The 14,862-nt window shown below is 66.4% G+C and carries 12 protein-coding genes; 7 read left to right on the top strand and 5 right to left on the bottom strand.

What is annotated here, in order from left to right; translation table 11 throughout:
* The first annotated feature begins 10 nt into the window (after positions 1-10).
* The 6 genes from glf (at position 11) to LQV16_RS06800 (ending at position 7,549) form a co-directional block, all read left to right on the top strand.
* The gene (glf, locus tag LQV16_RS06825; RefSeq protein ID WP_229993155.1) at positions 11-1,198 is read left to right on the top strand and encodes a UDP-galactopyranose mutase; all 1,188 of its coding nucleotides are present in this window, start codon (positions 11-13) and stop codon (positions 1,196-1,198) included.
* Positions 1,195-3,186 carry a glycosyltransferase gene (locus tag LQV16_RS06820; protein ID WP_229993154.1) on the top strand — a complete coding sequence of 664 codons (1,992 nt, stop codon included), beginning with the start codon at positions 1,195-1,197 and terminating at the stop codon, positions 3,184-3,186. Before glf ends, LQV16_RS06820 begins: the two co-directional genes overlap by 4 nt.
* Positions 3,187-4,056 (top strand): ABC transporter permease, encoded by an 870-nt coding sequence (locus LQV16_RS06815; RefSeq protein ID WP_229993153.1) that lies wholly within the window; start codon positions 3,187-3,189, stop codon positions 4,054-4,056.
* Between the two features lies 1 nt (position 4,057).
* Positions 4,058-4,810, top strand: a complete 753-nt coding sequence (locus LQV16_RS06810; protein ID WP_229993152.1) for an ABC transporter ATP-binding protein — start codon at positions 4,058-4,060, stop codon at positions 4,808-4,810.
* Positions 4,811-5,016: 206 nt separating this feature from the next.
* The gene (locus tag LQV16_RS06805) at positions 5,017-6,828 is read left to right on the top strand and encodes a L,D-transpeptidase family protein (RefSeq protein ID WP_229993151.1); all 1,812 of its coding nucleotides are present in this window, start codon (positions 5,017-5,019) and stop codon (positions 6,826-6,828) included.
* Positions 6,812-7,549, top strand: a complete 738-nt coding sequence (locus LQV16_RS06800; RefSeq protein WP_229993150.1) for a hypothetical protein — start codon at positions 6,812-6,814, stop codon at positions 7,547-7,549. Before LQV16_RS06805 ends, LQV16_RS06800 begins: the two co-directional genes overlap by 17 nt.
* A 49-nt stretch (positions 7,550-7,598) precedes the next feature.
* Here the strand turns inward: LQV16_RS06800 and LQV16_RS06795 are convergent, their stop codons facing one another.
* Both LQV16_RS06795 and rfbA read right to left on the bottom strand, forming a co-directional pair.
* Positions 7,599-9,614, bottom strand: coding sequence for a DUF6541 family protein (locus tag LQV16_RS06795; protein ID WP_229993149.1), 2,016 nt, complete (start codon positions 9,612-9,614; stop codon positions 7,599-7,601).
* A 78-nt stretch (positions 9,615-9,692) separates the two neighbouring features.
* Positions 9,693-10,562, bottom strand: coding sequence for a glucose-1-phosphate thymidylyltransferase RfbA (rfbA, locus tag LQV16_RS06790; RefSeq protein ID WP_229993148.1), 870 nt, complete (start codon positions 10,560-10,562; stop codon positions 9,693-9,695).
* A gap of 170 nt (positions 10,563-10,732) precedes the next feature.
* Between rfbA and LQV16_RS06785 the strand changes: the two genes are divergently transcribed.
* On the top strand, positions 10,733-11,815 hold the full coding sequence (locus LQV16_RS06785; RefSeq protein WP_229993147.1) for an acyltransferase: 1,083 nt from the start codon (positions 10,733-10,735) through the stop codon (positions 11,813-11,815).
* A gap of 58 nt (positions 11,816-11,873) precedes the next feature.
* Here the strand turns inward: LQV16_RS06785 and LQV16_RS06780 are convergent, their stop codons facing one another.
* From LQV16_RS06780 to LQV16_RS06770, 3 genes are read right to left on the bottom strand one after another with little or no spacing between them, the layout of a single operon-like run.
* Positions 11,874-12,767: a glycosyltransferase gene (locus LQV16_RS06780; protein ID WP_229993146.1), complete on the bottom strand. Its 894-nt coding sequence runs from the start codon at positions 12,765-12,767 to the stop codon at positions 11,874-11,876.
* 16 nt (positions 12,768-12,783) lie between these two features.
* Positions 12,784-13,878, bottom strand: coding sequence for an NAD-dependent epimerase/dehydratase family protein (locus LQV16_RS06775; protein WP_229993145.1), 1,095 nt, complete (start codon positions 13,876-13,878; stop codon positions 12,784-12,786).
* Positions 13,879-13,902: 24 nt separating this feature from the next.
* Positions 13,903-14,790 (bottom strand): glycosyltransferase, encoded by an 888-nt coding sequence (locus tag LQV16_RS06770; protein ID WP_229993144.1) that lies wholly within the window; start codon positions 14,788-14,790, stop codon positions 13,903-13,905.
* Positions 14,791-14,862 lie beyond the last annotated feature (72 nt).

Below are 14,862 nucleotides of genomic sequence, written 5' to 3'. Positions count from 1 at the left end.
AGGAGAGTTTGTGACCGCTGACCTCGTCATCGTAGGGTCGGGCTTCTTTGGCCTGACAATCGCAGAACAGGCCGCCACGGAGCTGGGCTTGAAGGTAGTCGTCATCGACCGCCGCCACCACATCGGCGGCAATGCCTACAGCGAAAAGGAAGAGCAGACCGGCATCGAGGTGCACCGCTACGGTGCGCACCTTTTCCACACTTCCAACGACCGTGTGTGGGAGTACGTGAACCGCTTCACCACGTTTACGAACTACGTCCACAAGGTGTACGGCGTGCACAAGGGCGAGGTCTACTCCCTGCCCATCAACCTGGCCACGATCAACCAGTTCTTCCGGGCCAACCTCACCCCCGGCCAGGCGCAGGAACTGATCAAGGAACAGTCCGGCGAACTGGCAGGCACCGATCCGCAGAACCTGAACGACAAGGGCATCCAGCTCATCGGACGGCCGCTCTACGAGGCGTTCATCAAGCACTACACCGGCAAGCAGTGGCAGACGGATCCCAAGGACCTGCCCGCGGGCATCATTTCGCGCCTTCCTGTCCGTTACAACTATGACAACCGGTACTTCAACGACAAGTACGAGGGCCTGCCGACCAACGGCTACACGGCCTGGATCGAGAAGATGGCCGAGCACCCGAACATCGAGGTCCGGCTGAACACGGACTTCTTCGACGAGTCGCATGAGTACAGCAAAAACAAGGTGGTCGGCAACATCCCGGTCATCTACACGGGGCCCGTTGACCGGTACTTCGACTACGCCGAAGGCGATCTCTCCTGGCGAACCATCGACTTCGAGGAAGAAGTCCTCGACGTCGGCGATTTCCAGGGCACCTCAGTGATCAACTACAACGACGACGACGTGCCGTTCACGCGCATCATCGAACCGCGCCACTTCCACCCGGAACGCGACTACCAGACGGAGAAGACCGTCATCATGCGCGAATTCTCCCGTGCGGCGGAGAAGGGCGACGAGCCCTATTACCCGATTAATACCGCCGCGGACCGGGATCGCCTGCTCAAGTACCGGGACCTCGCGGCAGCCGAGAAGGATGTCCTCTTCGGCGGACGACTCGGCACGTACAAATACCTGGACATGCACATGGCCATCGGCTCTGCCCTGACCATGTTCGAGAACAAGATCCGGCCGCATTTCGAGGCCGGCGCCACGATTGAAAGCGGAGGAGTGGACGCATGAGCGCCGCTGAAACGACACCCGGCTGGAACCCGATTCAGCGGGTCATCCTGCCATCGACCGACCAGACCGACACCGTACCCCTCTACGTTGACGCTGGCACAGCCAGCGGCATCCGGCTCCGGGAGAACGACGAATTCGCCCGCACCCCGAAACTGCTCGAGGACAAGCTGCAGATGTTCAGCTCCGAGAGCCGGGTAGCGCACTTCGAGGACCTCCTCGGAAGGCACTCCATGCGGGTGCGCTCCGGCGAACAGCTCTCGTTCGGCACCTACTTCAACGCCTTCCCGGCGAGTTACTGGCGCCGGTGGACCTCGGTTCGGGACGTCCGCCTGGTCGTGGAGACCAGCGGTCCGGGAACGGTCACGGTCTACAAGTCGAACGCCCGCGGATCGGTCCAGCGCGTCGACGGCAAGCACGTCGACGGCGACGCCACCTCCACGTTCGAACTCTCGCTCAAGCCCTTCGGCGACGGCGGCTGGTACTGGTTTGACCTGGCCGCCAGCACCGGGGACCTGGTCCTGAACAACGGTGCGTGGGAGGCCACGGGCGGTCCCGCGGCCAAGGGCCAGGTGACCCTCGAAATCACCACCATGAACAAGCCCGACTTCTGCCTGAACAACGCCCGGATCCTGGCCGATAACCCGGACGTCCTTGAAAACGTCAAGGAAATCCTGATCGTGGACCAGGGCACGCAGAAGGTCGAGGACCAGGAGGGCTTCGCCGCCGTCCGGGACGCCCTCGGCGGCAAGCTCCGGGTCATCAACCAGGCAAACCTGGGCGGCTCCGGAGGCTTCGCGCGCGGCATGTTCGAGGCTGTCGAAAACGGCAGCGACTACGCCCTGCTGCTCGACGACGACATCGTCGTCGAACCCGAAAGCATCGTGCGGCTCCTGACGTTCGCCGACCACTGCCGGAAGCCGACAATTGTCGGCGGCCACATGTTCGACCTCTACAACCGCAGCGTCCTGCACACCTTCGGCGAGGTCGTGGACCCGTACCGGATCGTCCCGGCCCTGCCCCACGCCGACATGGAAACGCGGCACGATTTCAGCGTCGCGAACCTGCGCCAGACGCCGTGGCTGCACCGCCGCGTGGACGTTGACTACAACGGCTGGTGGATGTGCCTGATCCCCACGAAGGTGATCCAGGAAATCGGGCTGTCCCTGCCGCTGTTCATCAAATGGGACGACGCCGAATACGGGCTGCGCGCCCGGGAAGCCGGCTTTGCCACGGTCTCAATGCCGGGTGCCGCCGTCTGGCACGTGTCCTGGATCGACAAGGACGACCTCGTCGGCTGGCAGGCCTACTTCCACGCACGCAACCGGCTGATCACGACGCTGATCCACAGCCCGTACCCCAAGGGCGGCCGCGTGCTGCGCGAATCTTTCCAGTCCGACGTCAAGCACCTCGTCTCGATGCAGTACTTCACCGAACACGGCCGGATCGACGCGCTGCGCGACCTCTTGAACGGACCAGACGACCTCCACAAGGTGCTCGGCACCAAGCTGCCGGAAATCAACGCGCTGAAGGCACAGTACCCGGACGCCCAGCTGAAGGAAGACGTCGATGACTTCCCGGCGCCAAAGATCGGCCGCGGTCCGATGGGCGGGACCGTTGTGGGGCTGCCCAGCAAGAAGCAGCTCATTCCGTGGGGCATCAAGACCGTTGCGCGCCAGCTCATCAAGGCGCCGGGACCGGAAAGCGCCGAACGGCCCCAAGGCTACCTGGCCCACCGGGACAACCGGTGGTACCGGGTGGCGCACTACGACAGCGTTGTGGTCTCCAACGCGGAGGGCACCGGTGCCTCGTGGTACCAGCGCGACCCGAAGAAGCTGAAGGCGATGCTGACCGAGGCGACCATGCTGCACGCGAAGCTGTTCCGGGAATGGGACAGCCTTGCTGAACAGTACCGCCGCGCGGTGGCCGAGATCAGCTCGATCGACGCGTGGAAGAAGACGTTCGAGGCGAATTCCGAGGACGGCAGGTAGATGGCTGGTCAAACCGACCAGCTGATCAAGCCCGGAACCGGGCACGGGCTGCTGGACGTCTACGGCGACCGCTTCCTGCTGAAGCTGCTGGTGCGCAAGGAAATCAAGGTGCGCTACCGCGGCTCGGTGCTGGGCCTGCTGTGGTCCTACGTGAAGCCGCTCGTGCAGTTCCTGATCTACTTCGTGGCGCTGGGCATCTTCCTGAACCTGCAGCGGGGAACGCCGAACTATGCGATCTACCTGTTCTCCGGCATTGTACTGGTCAACTTCTTCACGGAATCGCTGTCCAACGCCACCCGCTCGATCGTGGACAACCGTGACCTGATCCGGAAGATCTACCTGCCCCGGGAACTGTTCCCGGTGGCCACCGTGTGGGTGTCGGCAGCGCACTTCCTGCCCCAGCTGCTGGTGCTGGTCGGCGCGTGCCTGGTGGTGGGGTGGGCCCCGACGCTGCTGCAGCTCGCCGCGGTGGTCCTGATCTTCGTCATGGTGGCAGTGCTGGGCACGGGCCTTGGCCTGCTGTTCGGCGCCGTCAACGTCTATTTCCGGGACTCCGAAAATATCGTGGACATGATCGTCATGGTGGTCACGTGGGCTTCCCCGGTTCTCTACCTCTGGTCAATGGTCCAAAAGGTGATGGGCGATTGGTTCTGGATCTACCAGCTGAACCCGATGACGGTCGCCGTCGAGGTCTTCCACTGGGCCTTCTGGGAACCGACACTCAAGGCGGACCAGCTGGTCAACGACGCCTCGCCGCCGGGCATGCTGACATTCTGGCTGCCCGTCGCCCTGCTGATCACGCTGGCCGTGCTTTTCCTCGGGCAGTGGACGTTCCGCCGGCTTGCCGTTCACTTCGCACAGGAGCTCTGACATGACCGCGCACGGCCACGTCGCCATCATCTGCACCGATATCCGGAAGCAGTTCGTACTCCGCCACACCCGTTCCCTGAAGGAAGCCCTCGTCTGGCTCGTGAAGGGACGCAAGGGCGACCTCTCGAAGAAGTTCCTGGCCCTGAAGGATGTCTCGCTTGAGGTTAAACAGGGCGAAACGGTTGCACTCATGGGGCTCAACGGTTCCGGAAAATCGACGCTCCTGAAGCTCATTTCCGGGGTCCTGCAGCCCGACGGCGGCACGGTGCGCACGCGCGGCCGCGTCGCCGGGCTGATCGAAGTGGGCGCAGGCTTCCACCATGACCTCAGCGGCCGGGACAACGTCTACCTCAACGGCGCCATCCTCGGCATGACCGAAAAGCAGATCGACGAGAAGTTCGACTCGATCGTGGAATTCTCCGAAATCGGTGAGTTCATCGACACCGAGGTGAAGTTCTATTCCTCCGGCATGTACCTGCGCCTGGCGTTTTCCATCGCCGTGCATACGGACCCCGAGGTCTTCCTGATCGACGAGATCCTCGCGGTGGGCGACGAGCCCTTCCAGCGCAAGTGCATCGCGAAGATCAAGGAGCTCTCCGAGATGGGGAAGACCCTGTTTGTCGTGAGTCATGACCTGGACCTGGTGGCCACCGTGTGTGAGCGCGGCGTCCTGCTCGAACACGGCAAGATTGTTATGGACGGCGAAGTGCACGACGTCGTCAACGAGCTCCGGCGCAGGTCCCTCGCTCTGTAACGGCCCGCCCTGCAGCGGCCCGCCCTCTAGCGGCGTGCCCGGCCGGCTCCCGGCCCGGCCGTCCGTTAGGATGGGCCCGAAACGGGGGCTCAGCCCCGTACCGGGGGATGCGGGGAGCAAAAATGACAGCTGTGGGGTCCAGGGAGCGGCGAGACCGGCGGCGGAGGCCCTCGTGGCCCGGCCGGCTGCGGACAATGACAAGGGCCGTGGCGATCGCGGCCGCCACCGGAATCGTGGCGGCAAGCCTCGCCCAGGGAGCCGCCGCGGATAGCTCCCCGGCACCTCAACCGGCCCAGCAGTTGTCCCGGCCGGCAACGAGCCAACCGGGCCCGTCGAGCCCGTCGCCGGCCGCGGCCACGGCCGCGGCCGCGCCCGGCACCGCCGCTTCGGCGAAACCGACACCTTCGGCCACGGCTTCGGCGAAACCGACACCAGCGCCCACGCCCACGCCCACGCCGAAAACGACTGCGTCGCCGACGTCCGGAGCTGCTACGGCAGCCGGACCCACAGCAAAGGCAGCGACCGCGGCACCGACACCGGCCGCGGCGGAGGCGGCCATCCGCGTCCCCGGCGCCATCGGCGTCGAATACGAACGCCTCGGCGGCGCCACGGGCCCCGTGGGCCCGGCCACGGCAGGGCAGAAGTGCGGGCTTGCCGGCGGCGGCTGCCAGCAGAGCTTCGCACACGGAACGATTGTCTGGAGCGAAGCCACCGGCGCCCGCCTGCTGTCCGCGGGCATCGAAAATGCCTGGCTCAAGGCCGGCGGTGTCACGGGCCATCTCGCCTACCCGCTCGGGGCTGCCCGCTGTGGCGGGGCGCCTGTAGTCTGCCAGCAGGCGTTCCAACACGGCAGCCTGTACAGCGTGACCGGGAAGGGAACCTACCCTGTCTGGGGTGCCATCAACGCCACCTATGAATCCCTCGGCGGCCTCGAGGGGTACCTGGGCTACCCGATAGCGGTCGAGACGTGCGGGCTGACCGGCGGGGCTTGCACGCAGCGCTTCCAACGCGGCGCTGTGTACTTCGCTCCCGGCGCCGGTACCTTCCCGGTGTGGGGCGCCATCAATGCCCGCTACCTCGCCCTTGGCGGCAGCCGCGGCTACCTGGGCTACCCGACGGGCCAGGAAAAATGCGGACTCCGTGGCGGCGGCTGCTCCCAGGCCTTCCAGCGCGGACGGATCTACTACGCGGCCGGTGCCGGCACCCAGGCGGTGTGGGGAGGTCTCGGACAGTTCTATACGGCCCGCAAGGCCCAGGCCGGCGCCCTCGGATATCCCGTCACGGCCGAGGCCTGCAACCGGAGCGGTTACTGCAGCCAGTCTTTCCAATACGGCCGGCTCGAATGGATTCCCGGAACTGGGGTCCGCTACCGGCTGACCCCGGCCGCGTACTGCCCGGCCATCAGTTCCGGGGCCGTGAAGTACCGCACAGGCGGAGCCTCACGCGTGTCCTTCGCGATCGCTGACACCTACCGGTCCACCCGGATCACCTTCATCACGTGCGTCCGGCAGCCGGACGGAAGCTACGCGAAGGAGTGGGGCGCGCTGGGCCATGCCGGCGAGTCCGGCTTCGCCGCGCCTGGCGTCGCGACAGGACCCACCTGGCAGATGTTCTCCCCGACGGGATCGTTCACCGTCACCCAGGCCTTCGGCCTGGGCAACCCCGGAACGGCCCTTTCCTACCGGACCCTCAATCCCTATTCGCGCTGGGGCGGCCGGCTCAACGGGAACTACAATAAGTACTTCGAATCGAGCTCGGACGTCTTCCCGGACGAGAACATGTGGTACTTCGCGACCCGACCGTCGCATGACTACCGCCAGGGAGTCGTCATCAATTACAACCGGCCACCGGATGCGCCCATCACCATGAATGCGGGTTTCGCGATTTTCCTCCACGGCAACAACCTCCCCACCTGGGGCTGTATTTCGCTCAACGACGGCGACCTCCTGCAGTATCTGAGGACGGCGCATCCCGGCGACCGGTTTGTCATGGGGGTCGCGTATGACATCTTCAATTAGCTCCGCCGGCATTAGTTCAGCCAACCCAGTCCCTCTACATGAGGTCCCTGCCCGGCAGGGCGCTCCGGGCCGCCGGCGTCCGGTGCGCTACTGCGGCCTGCTCGCCCTCGCGGCGAGCCTGGCCCTGGGCGCCTGCACTGCAGCCCCGGCGCCCGGGCCGGGGCCTTCAGCCGCGGGTACGACGCCGGCCCCGTCGGCCCCGACGCCGACGGGGACGTCCGGCGTCGCCCCCGGAAACGAACCGCTGACCCACGACGGCCGTACGGTGGTGCCGGCCCCGGGGGCCGAGTGCGCGCAGCCGGCGCTGACGGACATCCGTCGGGTGCTGGGTGCCGTGGCCGGGAACGTTCAGCCGGCCGACGTTCAGGCGTCGTCGAAGGACGGCGTGGCCGAGCTCGCCTGCACGTTTGCCCTGGCCCCCGTCGCTGCCGGGCAGGCCGCGGACCTGGGGAATGCGCTGATCGTGTCGAAGACCACCGCGCCGGACCAGGCAGGCCTGGACGGGCTCGGGCTGCCCCGGCTGATGATGTCGCCCGAGCCCGTCCCGGACCTCGGCGCCAAGGCATGGTATTCCGCCAACCGCCTGACCGGGACCACGGAGTACGTCGTGGAGATGGTGGACGGTTTGACCGTGGTGAGGGTGACGCTTGCCCTCCCGGCGGACACGGCCGAGCCCGAAGCGGTGAAAGCCAAACTGGCCGAACTGGCCCGGCTCAGCTAGCCGGAACTGCGCTTGGGGCGCTCATTGCCCAGTCCTCATTTCCCAGTCCTCAAGTCTCCCGGCAGGCCGTCACTTCGTACAGCCGGGCGCCGCCCTCTGCCAGCACCAGCCGGACGGCCAGCGAGTTGTTCAGGTTCTCCAGTCCCGGGAAGGGATGTTCGCCGAAGTGGACTTCATTGGGGCCGAAGTCCAGGACATAGCGGACACCGGTGGCTTTCAGCGCGGCGCAGACCGCCGGATCGTTGTCCGCATTGCGGAGGTTCCGGTTGAGTGTTTCGACGGCGGCCGTGTTGGCCGTCAGGATGTGCTTGGCCGTGGTCTCCCGATGGGCGATCGCATAAGCCAGCGCCCCGCCCGTCCACGGGTTCACCGCGATGGCGGCGTCCGCGGGAACGATCTCGTCCAGCCGGTCGATGACCTTCTGTTCGTCCGTTGAGACGAGCAGCGAATGGTCCGTCTCGAGGTAGTTCTTCCGGGCCGAACCGATCGCGGTCCTCATTGAGGGGATCTGGGACGCGGCGACCGCCAGGGCGAGCACGCCGCAGATGACAAGGTAAGCGGCGTTGGTGCCGCGGCCGGCGCTCTGTGGCGACCCTGCCAGCCGGTCAAGCCAGCGGCGGAGCCAGACGGCGACGGCGTCGACGCCGACGGCGGCGAACGGCAAGGCCGTCAGCGGCAGGAGCGCCGCGATCCTGTTGCTGTCGTTGTACCAGATCCCGGTCAGCGCGGCGCGCACATCGCCCTTCAGGGTGCCGGAAACAATGACGTACAGCACGCCGGTGATGACAAAACCGGCGATCATCCACGTCCTGCCGCCGCGCCGCCAGCACAGGAAGAGGCCAATCAGCATCAGCACGCTGACGCCGATCGCAGCGGGGCGGTCAATGGCGCCGTTCGCCAGGACATCCCACGCAGCACCGCGGGGCGTCTGCACGGGTTCCCAGAACGCGGCATCTTCCGGCGGCCGGATGTTGGTCCACAGCACATACAGGGCCACGGCCCCGACGCCGAGCCCCAGGCTGGCGAGGATCCAGGCGGTGCGGTGCCGGGACCGGTGTTCGCGGTTGCCGGCAAGGCGTGCGTAGGCCTGCAGGATGATCGGCACCGAGAGCGCCACGAGCGACATGAATCCGTTCGGGTGGGCCAGGGCAAGTCCCGGAAGGATCAGCAGCGGCAGCGTGAACCGGGGCGCGGGCGGCCACTGAAGGTGGCGCGCCACCTGGCACAAGAGGGCAATGCTGGCCAGGGCGGCCGGCAGCATGCTGATCGCCAGGAAGTTCGGATACAGCACGCCGAAATCCAGCAGCAGGATCGGGAACGGCGCGAACATTGCGGCCAGGATCGCTGCGGCGCCGACGGCCACGGGCCGGTTGCCGGCCACCGTCCGGGTCAGCATCATGCAGCCCAACGGCCACACGACTGCCGCCACGGTCATGTTCAGGACGTTCACGGCCACCGTAATCGGCAGCCCGGTCAGCTGGACGAGGGCCGCGGCGAGGCCATGCCAGGCTGCCGGATAGAAGTAGGGCGCCGCGTCGCCGCTGGTCATCTTGGACATCCACAGCGAAGAGGCGTTGCCCGTATCCAGAACGTACCGCACACCGTTCAGATGGAACACGTTGTCGAAGGTCTGGGAAAAACTCTCCGGAGAACCGAAAGCCAAGGCGAGTTCAACGAGGATCAGCGCCGCGCCCGCGAAGAACGCCGCAGCGACCCGGGCCGCGCTCCTTGTTCGGCGCGCGGGGTGCTGGGATGCCTCGGCGTGGTGCCAGGGAATGAAGGCGTGGCGCAGGCTGCCGCCAGCGCGCCGGATCCCGGGGAGCCGGATTCCGATGATCACGGCAGAAAGCAGAACGCCGCCGGCCAGGACGGCAGCGGCTGTCCACGGGATAGACGCGAAGGGCAAGAGTACGGCCAGGACCGCCGCAATGGAGATCGTGACCGGCCCGGCCAGGGCAGCCGCCGACAGTCCCCTCAGGCCAAGGCTGACCGTTACCAGGCCGCCGGGCAACAGGAGGAAAAGCATCGCCTCCAGCACGTATGGCAGCGTCTGGAGCCAGTTCAACTTTTCAGCCCGGGGCTGATGCGGGCACCGACAAGTAGCGGCCCGCCACTGGCGGGCACATCAGGACAGCAGGGCACGTCAGATGGTCTGGTCCAGCAGTCCCAGCAGATAGGCACCGTAGCCGCTCTTGACCAAGGGTTCCGCACGCTGGCGAAGTTCGTCGTCGGTCAGGAAGCCCAGCCGCCAGGAAATTTCCTCCGGGGCGCCGACCTTAAGGCCCTGGCGGTGCTCGACAGTGCGGATGAAGTTTGAGGCGTCGCTGAGGTCGTCGAAGGTTCCGGTGTCCAGCCAGGCCGTGCCGCGCGGAAGTATCTCTACCTGCAGCTTGCCGCGCTCCAGGTAGGTCCGGTTGACATCGGTGATCTCCAGTTCACCGCGCGCAGAGGGCTTGAGGTTCTTGGCGATGTCGATGACGTCATTGTCATAGAAGTACAGGCCCGGCACGGCGTAGTGGCTGCGCGGCTTCGCGGGCTTCTCTTCGAGTGAGAGGGCCTTGCCGTCGTCGTCGAATTCCACGACGCCGTAGGCCTTGGGATCCCGGACCCAGTACCCGAACACGGCACCGCCGTCGATGTCGGCATGCTTGCGCAGCTGCGTGCCCATGCCCTGGCCGTAGAAGATGTTGTCACCGAGGACCAGCGCCACGGTCTCGTTCCCGATGTGCTCGGCACCGAGCACGAACGCCTGGGCCAGGCCGTCCGGCGAGGGCTGCTGGACGTAGGTGAGGTTGACGCCGAACTTGGACCCGTCGCCCAGGAGCCGCTGGAACTGCTCCGCGTCATGGGGTGTGGTGATGATGAGGATGTCCCGGATGCCCGCAAGGATCAGCGTGGACAAGGGGTAGTAGATCATCGGCTTGTCATACACGGGGACCAGCTGCTTGCTGATGCCGAGAGTGATCGGGTGAAGCCGGGAGCCGGTACCGCCGGCCAGAATTATTCCACGCATGGGCCCAATCCTCCCGTACCTTAGCCGGTCACAGCAAACTCGGAGCCGGATTGGGCGCACGCGACAGCTGGGCCGGGCACCCTGCGCCGGGGGTGCAGGGCCCGTGCAAGGTAGAATAACGGGTCTGGACTAAGTAACGGGTCTGGACTACGCAACGAAGGATACCGGGATTGAGCGCAGCTGTACTGACACCCAAAGCAAAGCCGGCTCCGGCAGTGGGGAGCCGGCTGGACCCGAGGAAGAACAGCCTGAACCTCATCCGGCTGATACTGGCGTTTTCGGTCCTGCTGGCGCATAGCTGGCACGTCGTCGGCGCCGGCAACGGCTGGGGGTTCCGCGGTGAAAACCTTGGCGGCTGGGCCGTGGCCGGATTCTTTGGCATCAGCGGTTACCTGATTACCGCCAGCCGCTTTGGCAGCGGGATCGGCCGGTACCTGGTTCATCGCGTCGCCCGCATCTTCCCGGCGTTTATCGTCTGCCTGATCGTCATGGCGTTCGTCTTCGCCCCGATTGCCTACGTGATCCAACACGGCTCGCTGCACGGTTTCCTGCAGACGGCCACCACACCCCTGAACTCCATCTTCGCGAACCTGTCCCTGCGGATTGTCAGCTATGACATTGCCGGCACCCCGGCAGGCGTGCCCTATCCGGGCGCCTGGAACGGCTCACTGTGGACGCTCTACTTTGAGTTCATGTGCTACCTGATGGTCGCCGTGATGGGGTTCATGCCCTTGGTCCGCAAGACCCCGTGGCCCGTGATTGCCGCGTTCATCGCCAGCGTGGTCCTCTGGGCCAATATCGGCGTCATCAAGCCCTACCTGCAGTCGAACCTGGATTTCGAGCTCGCCGCACGCCTGACCCCGTACTTCCTTGGCGGCGCCGTCGTGCAGGTTCTCAGCAGCAAGATCGGCATCCACAAGGTGGCCGGGCCGGTCTCGATCGTGCTGGCTGGCCTGTCGATCTTCTTCGTGGACGGCTTCGGCGGCCAGCTCGCCGCACCCTTTATTGCCTACGGGCTGCTCTGGATCTCCACCTGGCTTCCCCAGCCGGCCATTGTGGGCCGCCACGACATCTCCTACGGCGCCTACATCTATGCGTTTCCCGTCCAGCAGTTGCTGGCGGTCTTCGGGGCGTACCACTGGGGCGTGTGGTGGTTCACGGTGGCGGCCACGCTGTGCACAATCCCGCTGGCTGCGGCGAGTTGGTTCTTCGTGGAGCGCCCGATCATGCGGCGGGCCAAGAACGCGGGTTAGCGCCGCGGGCTACCGCCGGGGTCTCACGCCGGAGTCCCACTCTCCCGGCGCAGTACAGCTAGCGCCGCGCGCGCCGTCCCGAGACGCCACGGACGCCGTCGGCAACGCCGCGGAGGGCGTTCGCCAGCCGAATGCCGCGGCCGGGGGCCAGCAGCGTGACAATCGCCAGGTGGCGGTAGTCGGCCAGCAGTCCCTTGAGCGTCCACAGCGGGAAGCGCCGGCCATACTGGCGGGCGAGCAGGATCCGGTTCCTGAAGAGATAGTAGTAGCGCCAGTCGGCGGCCGTCCTGACCTTCAGCGGCCGGCCTCCGACGGACACGTCCCGGCCAAAGACGTTGGCTGCGGCCGGGCTGCCGAGGGCGTGATTGAGCGCGGCGTTCGGGGCCAGCACGGTGCGCAGTCCCTGGGTCTCGCACCGGAGGAAGAACTCGCTGTCCACGCCGTCGATGAACAGCGTGCCCTGGAAGAGGCCGAGCCGTTCAAGCACCGGCACGGGCACCAGGAGTCCTGACTGGATGGGCTCCCCTCCGAGCTGGATGCCGTTGAGGACCGGGCCGCGGCGCACGGGCAGGCCCCGGACCGAGGCCGGGGCGACCATGCCGACGGGGACGCCGGCTTCCGCGGCGGCCGCCGCGGCGTCCAGGAGCGCGTCGACGTAGCCGGCGTCCAGCAGCGAATCCTGGTCCATGGTCAGGACATAGTCGGGTTTCGTCTCCGCAGCCAGGGCCGCGGTGATTCCGGCGTTGAGCGCGGCCGCGATTCCGGAGTTCTCCGTGAGCCGCACTGCTTTGCAGCCCATGGACTCCAGTTCGGCCAGGATCCGTGCGGTGTCCTCGGGGCTGCCGTCGTCGACCACCACCACGGAGTCAACCTGGGCGAGCAGGGCAGCGGCGTTCGCCAGCACGCCGTCGTCGGGGTTAAACAGCGAAACGACGGCGGCAGTCTGAGGCACTGGGGGTCCGTCCGGGTCAGGCAGGCTGGACGTCGGGCTGGGCGTCGATCCAGTTGGCGAGGCGGTCGATGCCCTGGGCGAGGTTGTACTGCGGGGTCCACCCGAGCACGTCCTTCGCGGCCGAGATGTCCGCCCACGCGTGCCGGACGTCGCCCTGCCGGTACTGTCCGGTGACGTGCGGTTCGGGGGCGTTGTAGTGAGCCGCGATGAGTTTCGCCGCAGTGCCGATGGTCTGGAATTCACCGGATCCGATGTCCATGGGCTCGCCCTGGACCGTGGGGGAGACGGCGCCGGCGACTATCGCGGAGGCGACGTCGTCGATCAGGATGAAGTCGCGGCGCACTTCGCCGTCCTCGTACAGCGGAATCGACTTTCCGCCCATCGCCATGCGGCAGAACAGGCTCATGATGCCGGTGTAGGGGTTGATCAGCGACTGGCCGGGACCGTACACGTTCTGCAGCCGCAGGATGACGGTCTCGACGCCGTAGGACTTGGCCCAGGCCTGCAGGACGTGTTCCTGGGCCAGCTTGGTGGCGCCGTAGACGCTCACGGGGGCGGGGAACGTTGCGGAGGCCTTCATCGGCAGCGGGGTGGCGGCGGGGAAGTCCCACTGGGCCTGGTCCAGGGTGGCGCTGGTGCGCTGGCCCGGGTAGAAAGGCTTGCCGTCGCTGTCGCTCCAGGCGCCCTCACCGTACACGGCGCGGCTGGAGGACAGGACGATCCTGCGCGGGAGCTTGCCGTGGCGGTTGAGCCCGTCCAGGAGCTGGGACGTGCCCACCACGTTGACGTGCGTGTGCCGGGTGGACTCTTCAAGCGACTGGCCCGTTCCGGTCTCCGCGGCCAGGTGGATGACGACGTCGGGGGAGTGCTGCGCCAGGACCGTGTCCCAGGTCTGGGCCTCGGCGACGTCGGCGACGATCAGTTCCGCCCGCCCGTCCAGCTCCGCCGGACGCTCGCCCGTGGCATGGATCTGCGGGTGGAGGCTGTCCACCACGACGACCCGGTCGAACGCGTCAGCGAGGGACGCGGAAATGGCGCAGCCGATGAAACCGGCGCCGCCGGTGACAAGGACAGTTCCGCCGGGGCGTGCGGAGGTTTCAGAAGAAGTCACAGCGGACCTTTCGTTGCGGGGCGTTTACTTGCCGAAGGAATGGCGCACGAGTGCGCTGACGGCTGTGGAGTTGCGGTCCAGGACGGCCTGCGGAAGCAGGGAGAGCGCGTGCGCCCGGGACGTAAGCCTCAGATTTGCGGCGCGCTTTGCCCGGCGCCAGCCGAGCGCGTCGGCCTGCGCCGCGGACAGGGCGAAGTATTCGCGTTCACCGGCGAACCGTGAACCGTCAACGAGCTTGGTTGAGGAGGCGCTGTTGGAGTGCCGGCGGTACTGGAAGCACACCGTGGGCTCGATCAGCAGCTGGTCGCCCTTGTAGATCATGTCCATGATGAGGGCGAGGTCCTGGATGATCGGGAACCCGTCCCGGAAATCCACTTCGCGGATCTTGTCGGTCCGGAAGGCCAGGGAGGGCCAGTACAGCCAGTCCCCGTGCATCAGATTGCTGGCGATGGCCTCGCCGGCGATGAGCTGCTTGCCGCGGCCGCGCGGCCGGACGATCTTCTGCTTGACGGAGTCCGCGAGCGTGGCCACCACCTGGCTTCGTTCGTCGATGACCTGCACCCCCGGCTGGATGATCGCTGCGTCGGGGAAGCGCCGGTGAGCGGCAAGAATCACGTCAACGTAGTTCGGCAGCAGGACGTCGTCGCAGCCCAGTATGACCATGACTTCCTGGCTGGCCATCCCCACACACGTGCGGTAGTTCTCCGTGATGCCCGCGTTGACGTCCTTGCGGATGTAGCGGACACGGGCGTCCTGGATCCCGGCCATGTACTCGGAAATTTCCGTTCCGGGGTAGGCGTCGTCAACCACAGTCAGGAGCCAATCGCCGTTTTCCTGGGCCAGGACACTGCGGACCGTTTCCTTCATATAGCCGGGGTCGCCCCAGTAAGGAATGAAAATATCGAGGGGCATCTTAGGAATCCGAGCTGTCAGCGGGGCGGTCGGTGGTGTGCATGCCGGCGGGTGCGGCCGCCCCTGGAAGGG

This window comes from Arthrobacter sp. Bi26 (genome assembly GCF_918697925.1).
Lineage (GTDB): Bacteria > Actinomycetota > Actinomycetes > Actinomycetales > Micrococcaceae > Arthrobacter.
This window is presented reverse-complemented; position numbering and strand designations above follow the sequence as displayed.

Bases quoted from the DNA above. Each gene is read 5' to 3' on its own strand.
- LQV16_RS06820 (WP_229993154.1), top strand. From the start codon at position 1,195: ATGAGCGCCGCTGAAACGACACCCGGCTGGAACCCGATTCAGCGGGTC.
- LQV16_RS06815 (WP_229993153.1), top strand. From the start codon at position 3,187: ATGGCTGGTCAAACCGACCAGCTGATCAAGCCCGGAACCGGGCACGGG.
- LQV16_RS06810 (WP_229993152.1), top strand. From the start codon at position 4,058: ATGACCGCGCACGGCCACGTCGCCATCATCTGCACCGATATCCGGAAG.
- LQV16_RS06800 (WP_229993150.1), top strand. From the start codon at position 6,812: ATGACATCTTCAATTAGCTCCGCCGGCATTAGTTCAGCCAACCCAGTC.
- rfbA (WP_229993148.1), bottom strand. From the start codon at position 10,562: ATGCGTGGAATAATTCTGGCCGGCGGTACCGGCTCCCGGCTTCACCCG.
- LQV16_RS06770 (WP_229993144.1), bottom strand. From the start codon at position 14,790: ATGCCCCTCGATATTTTCATTCCTTACTGGGGCGACCCCGGCTATATG.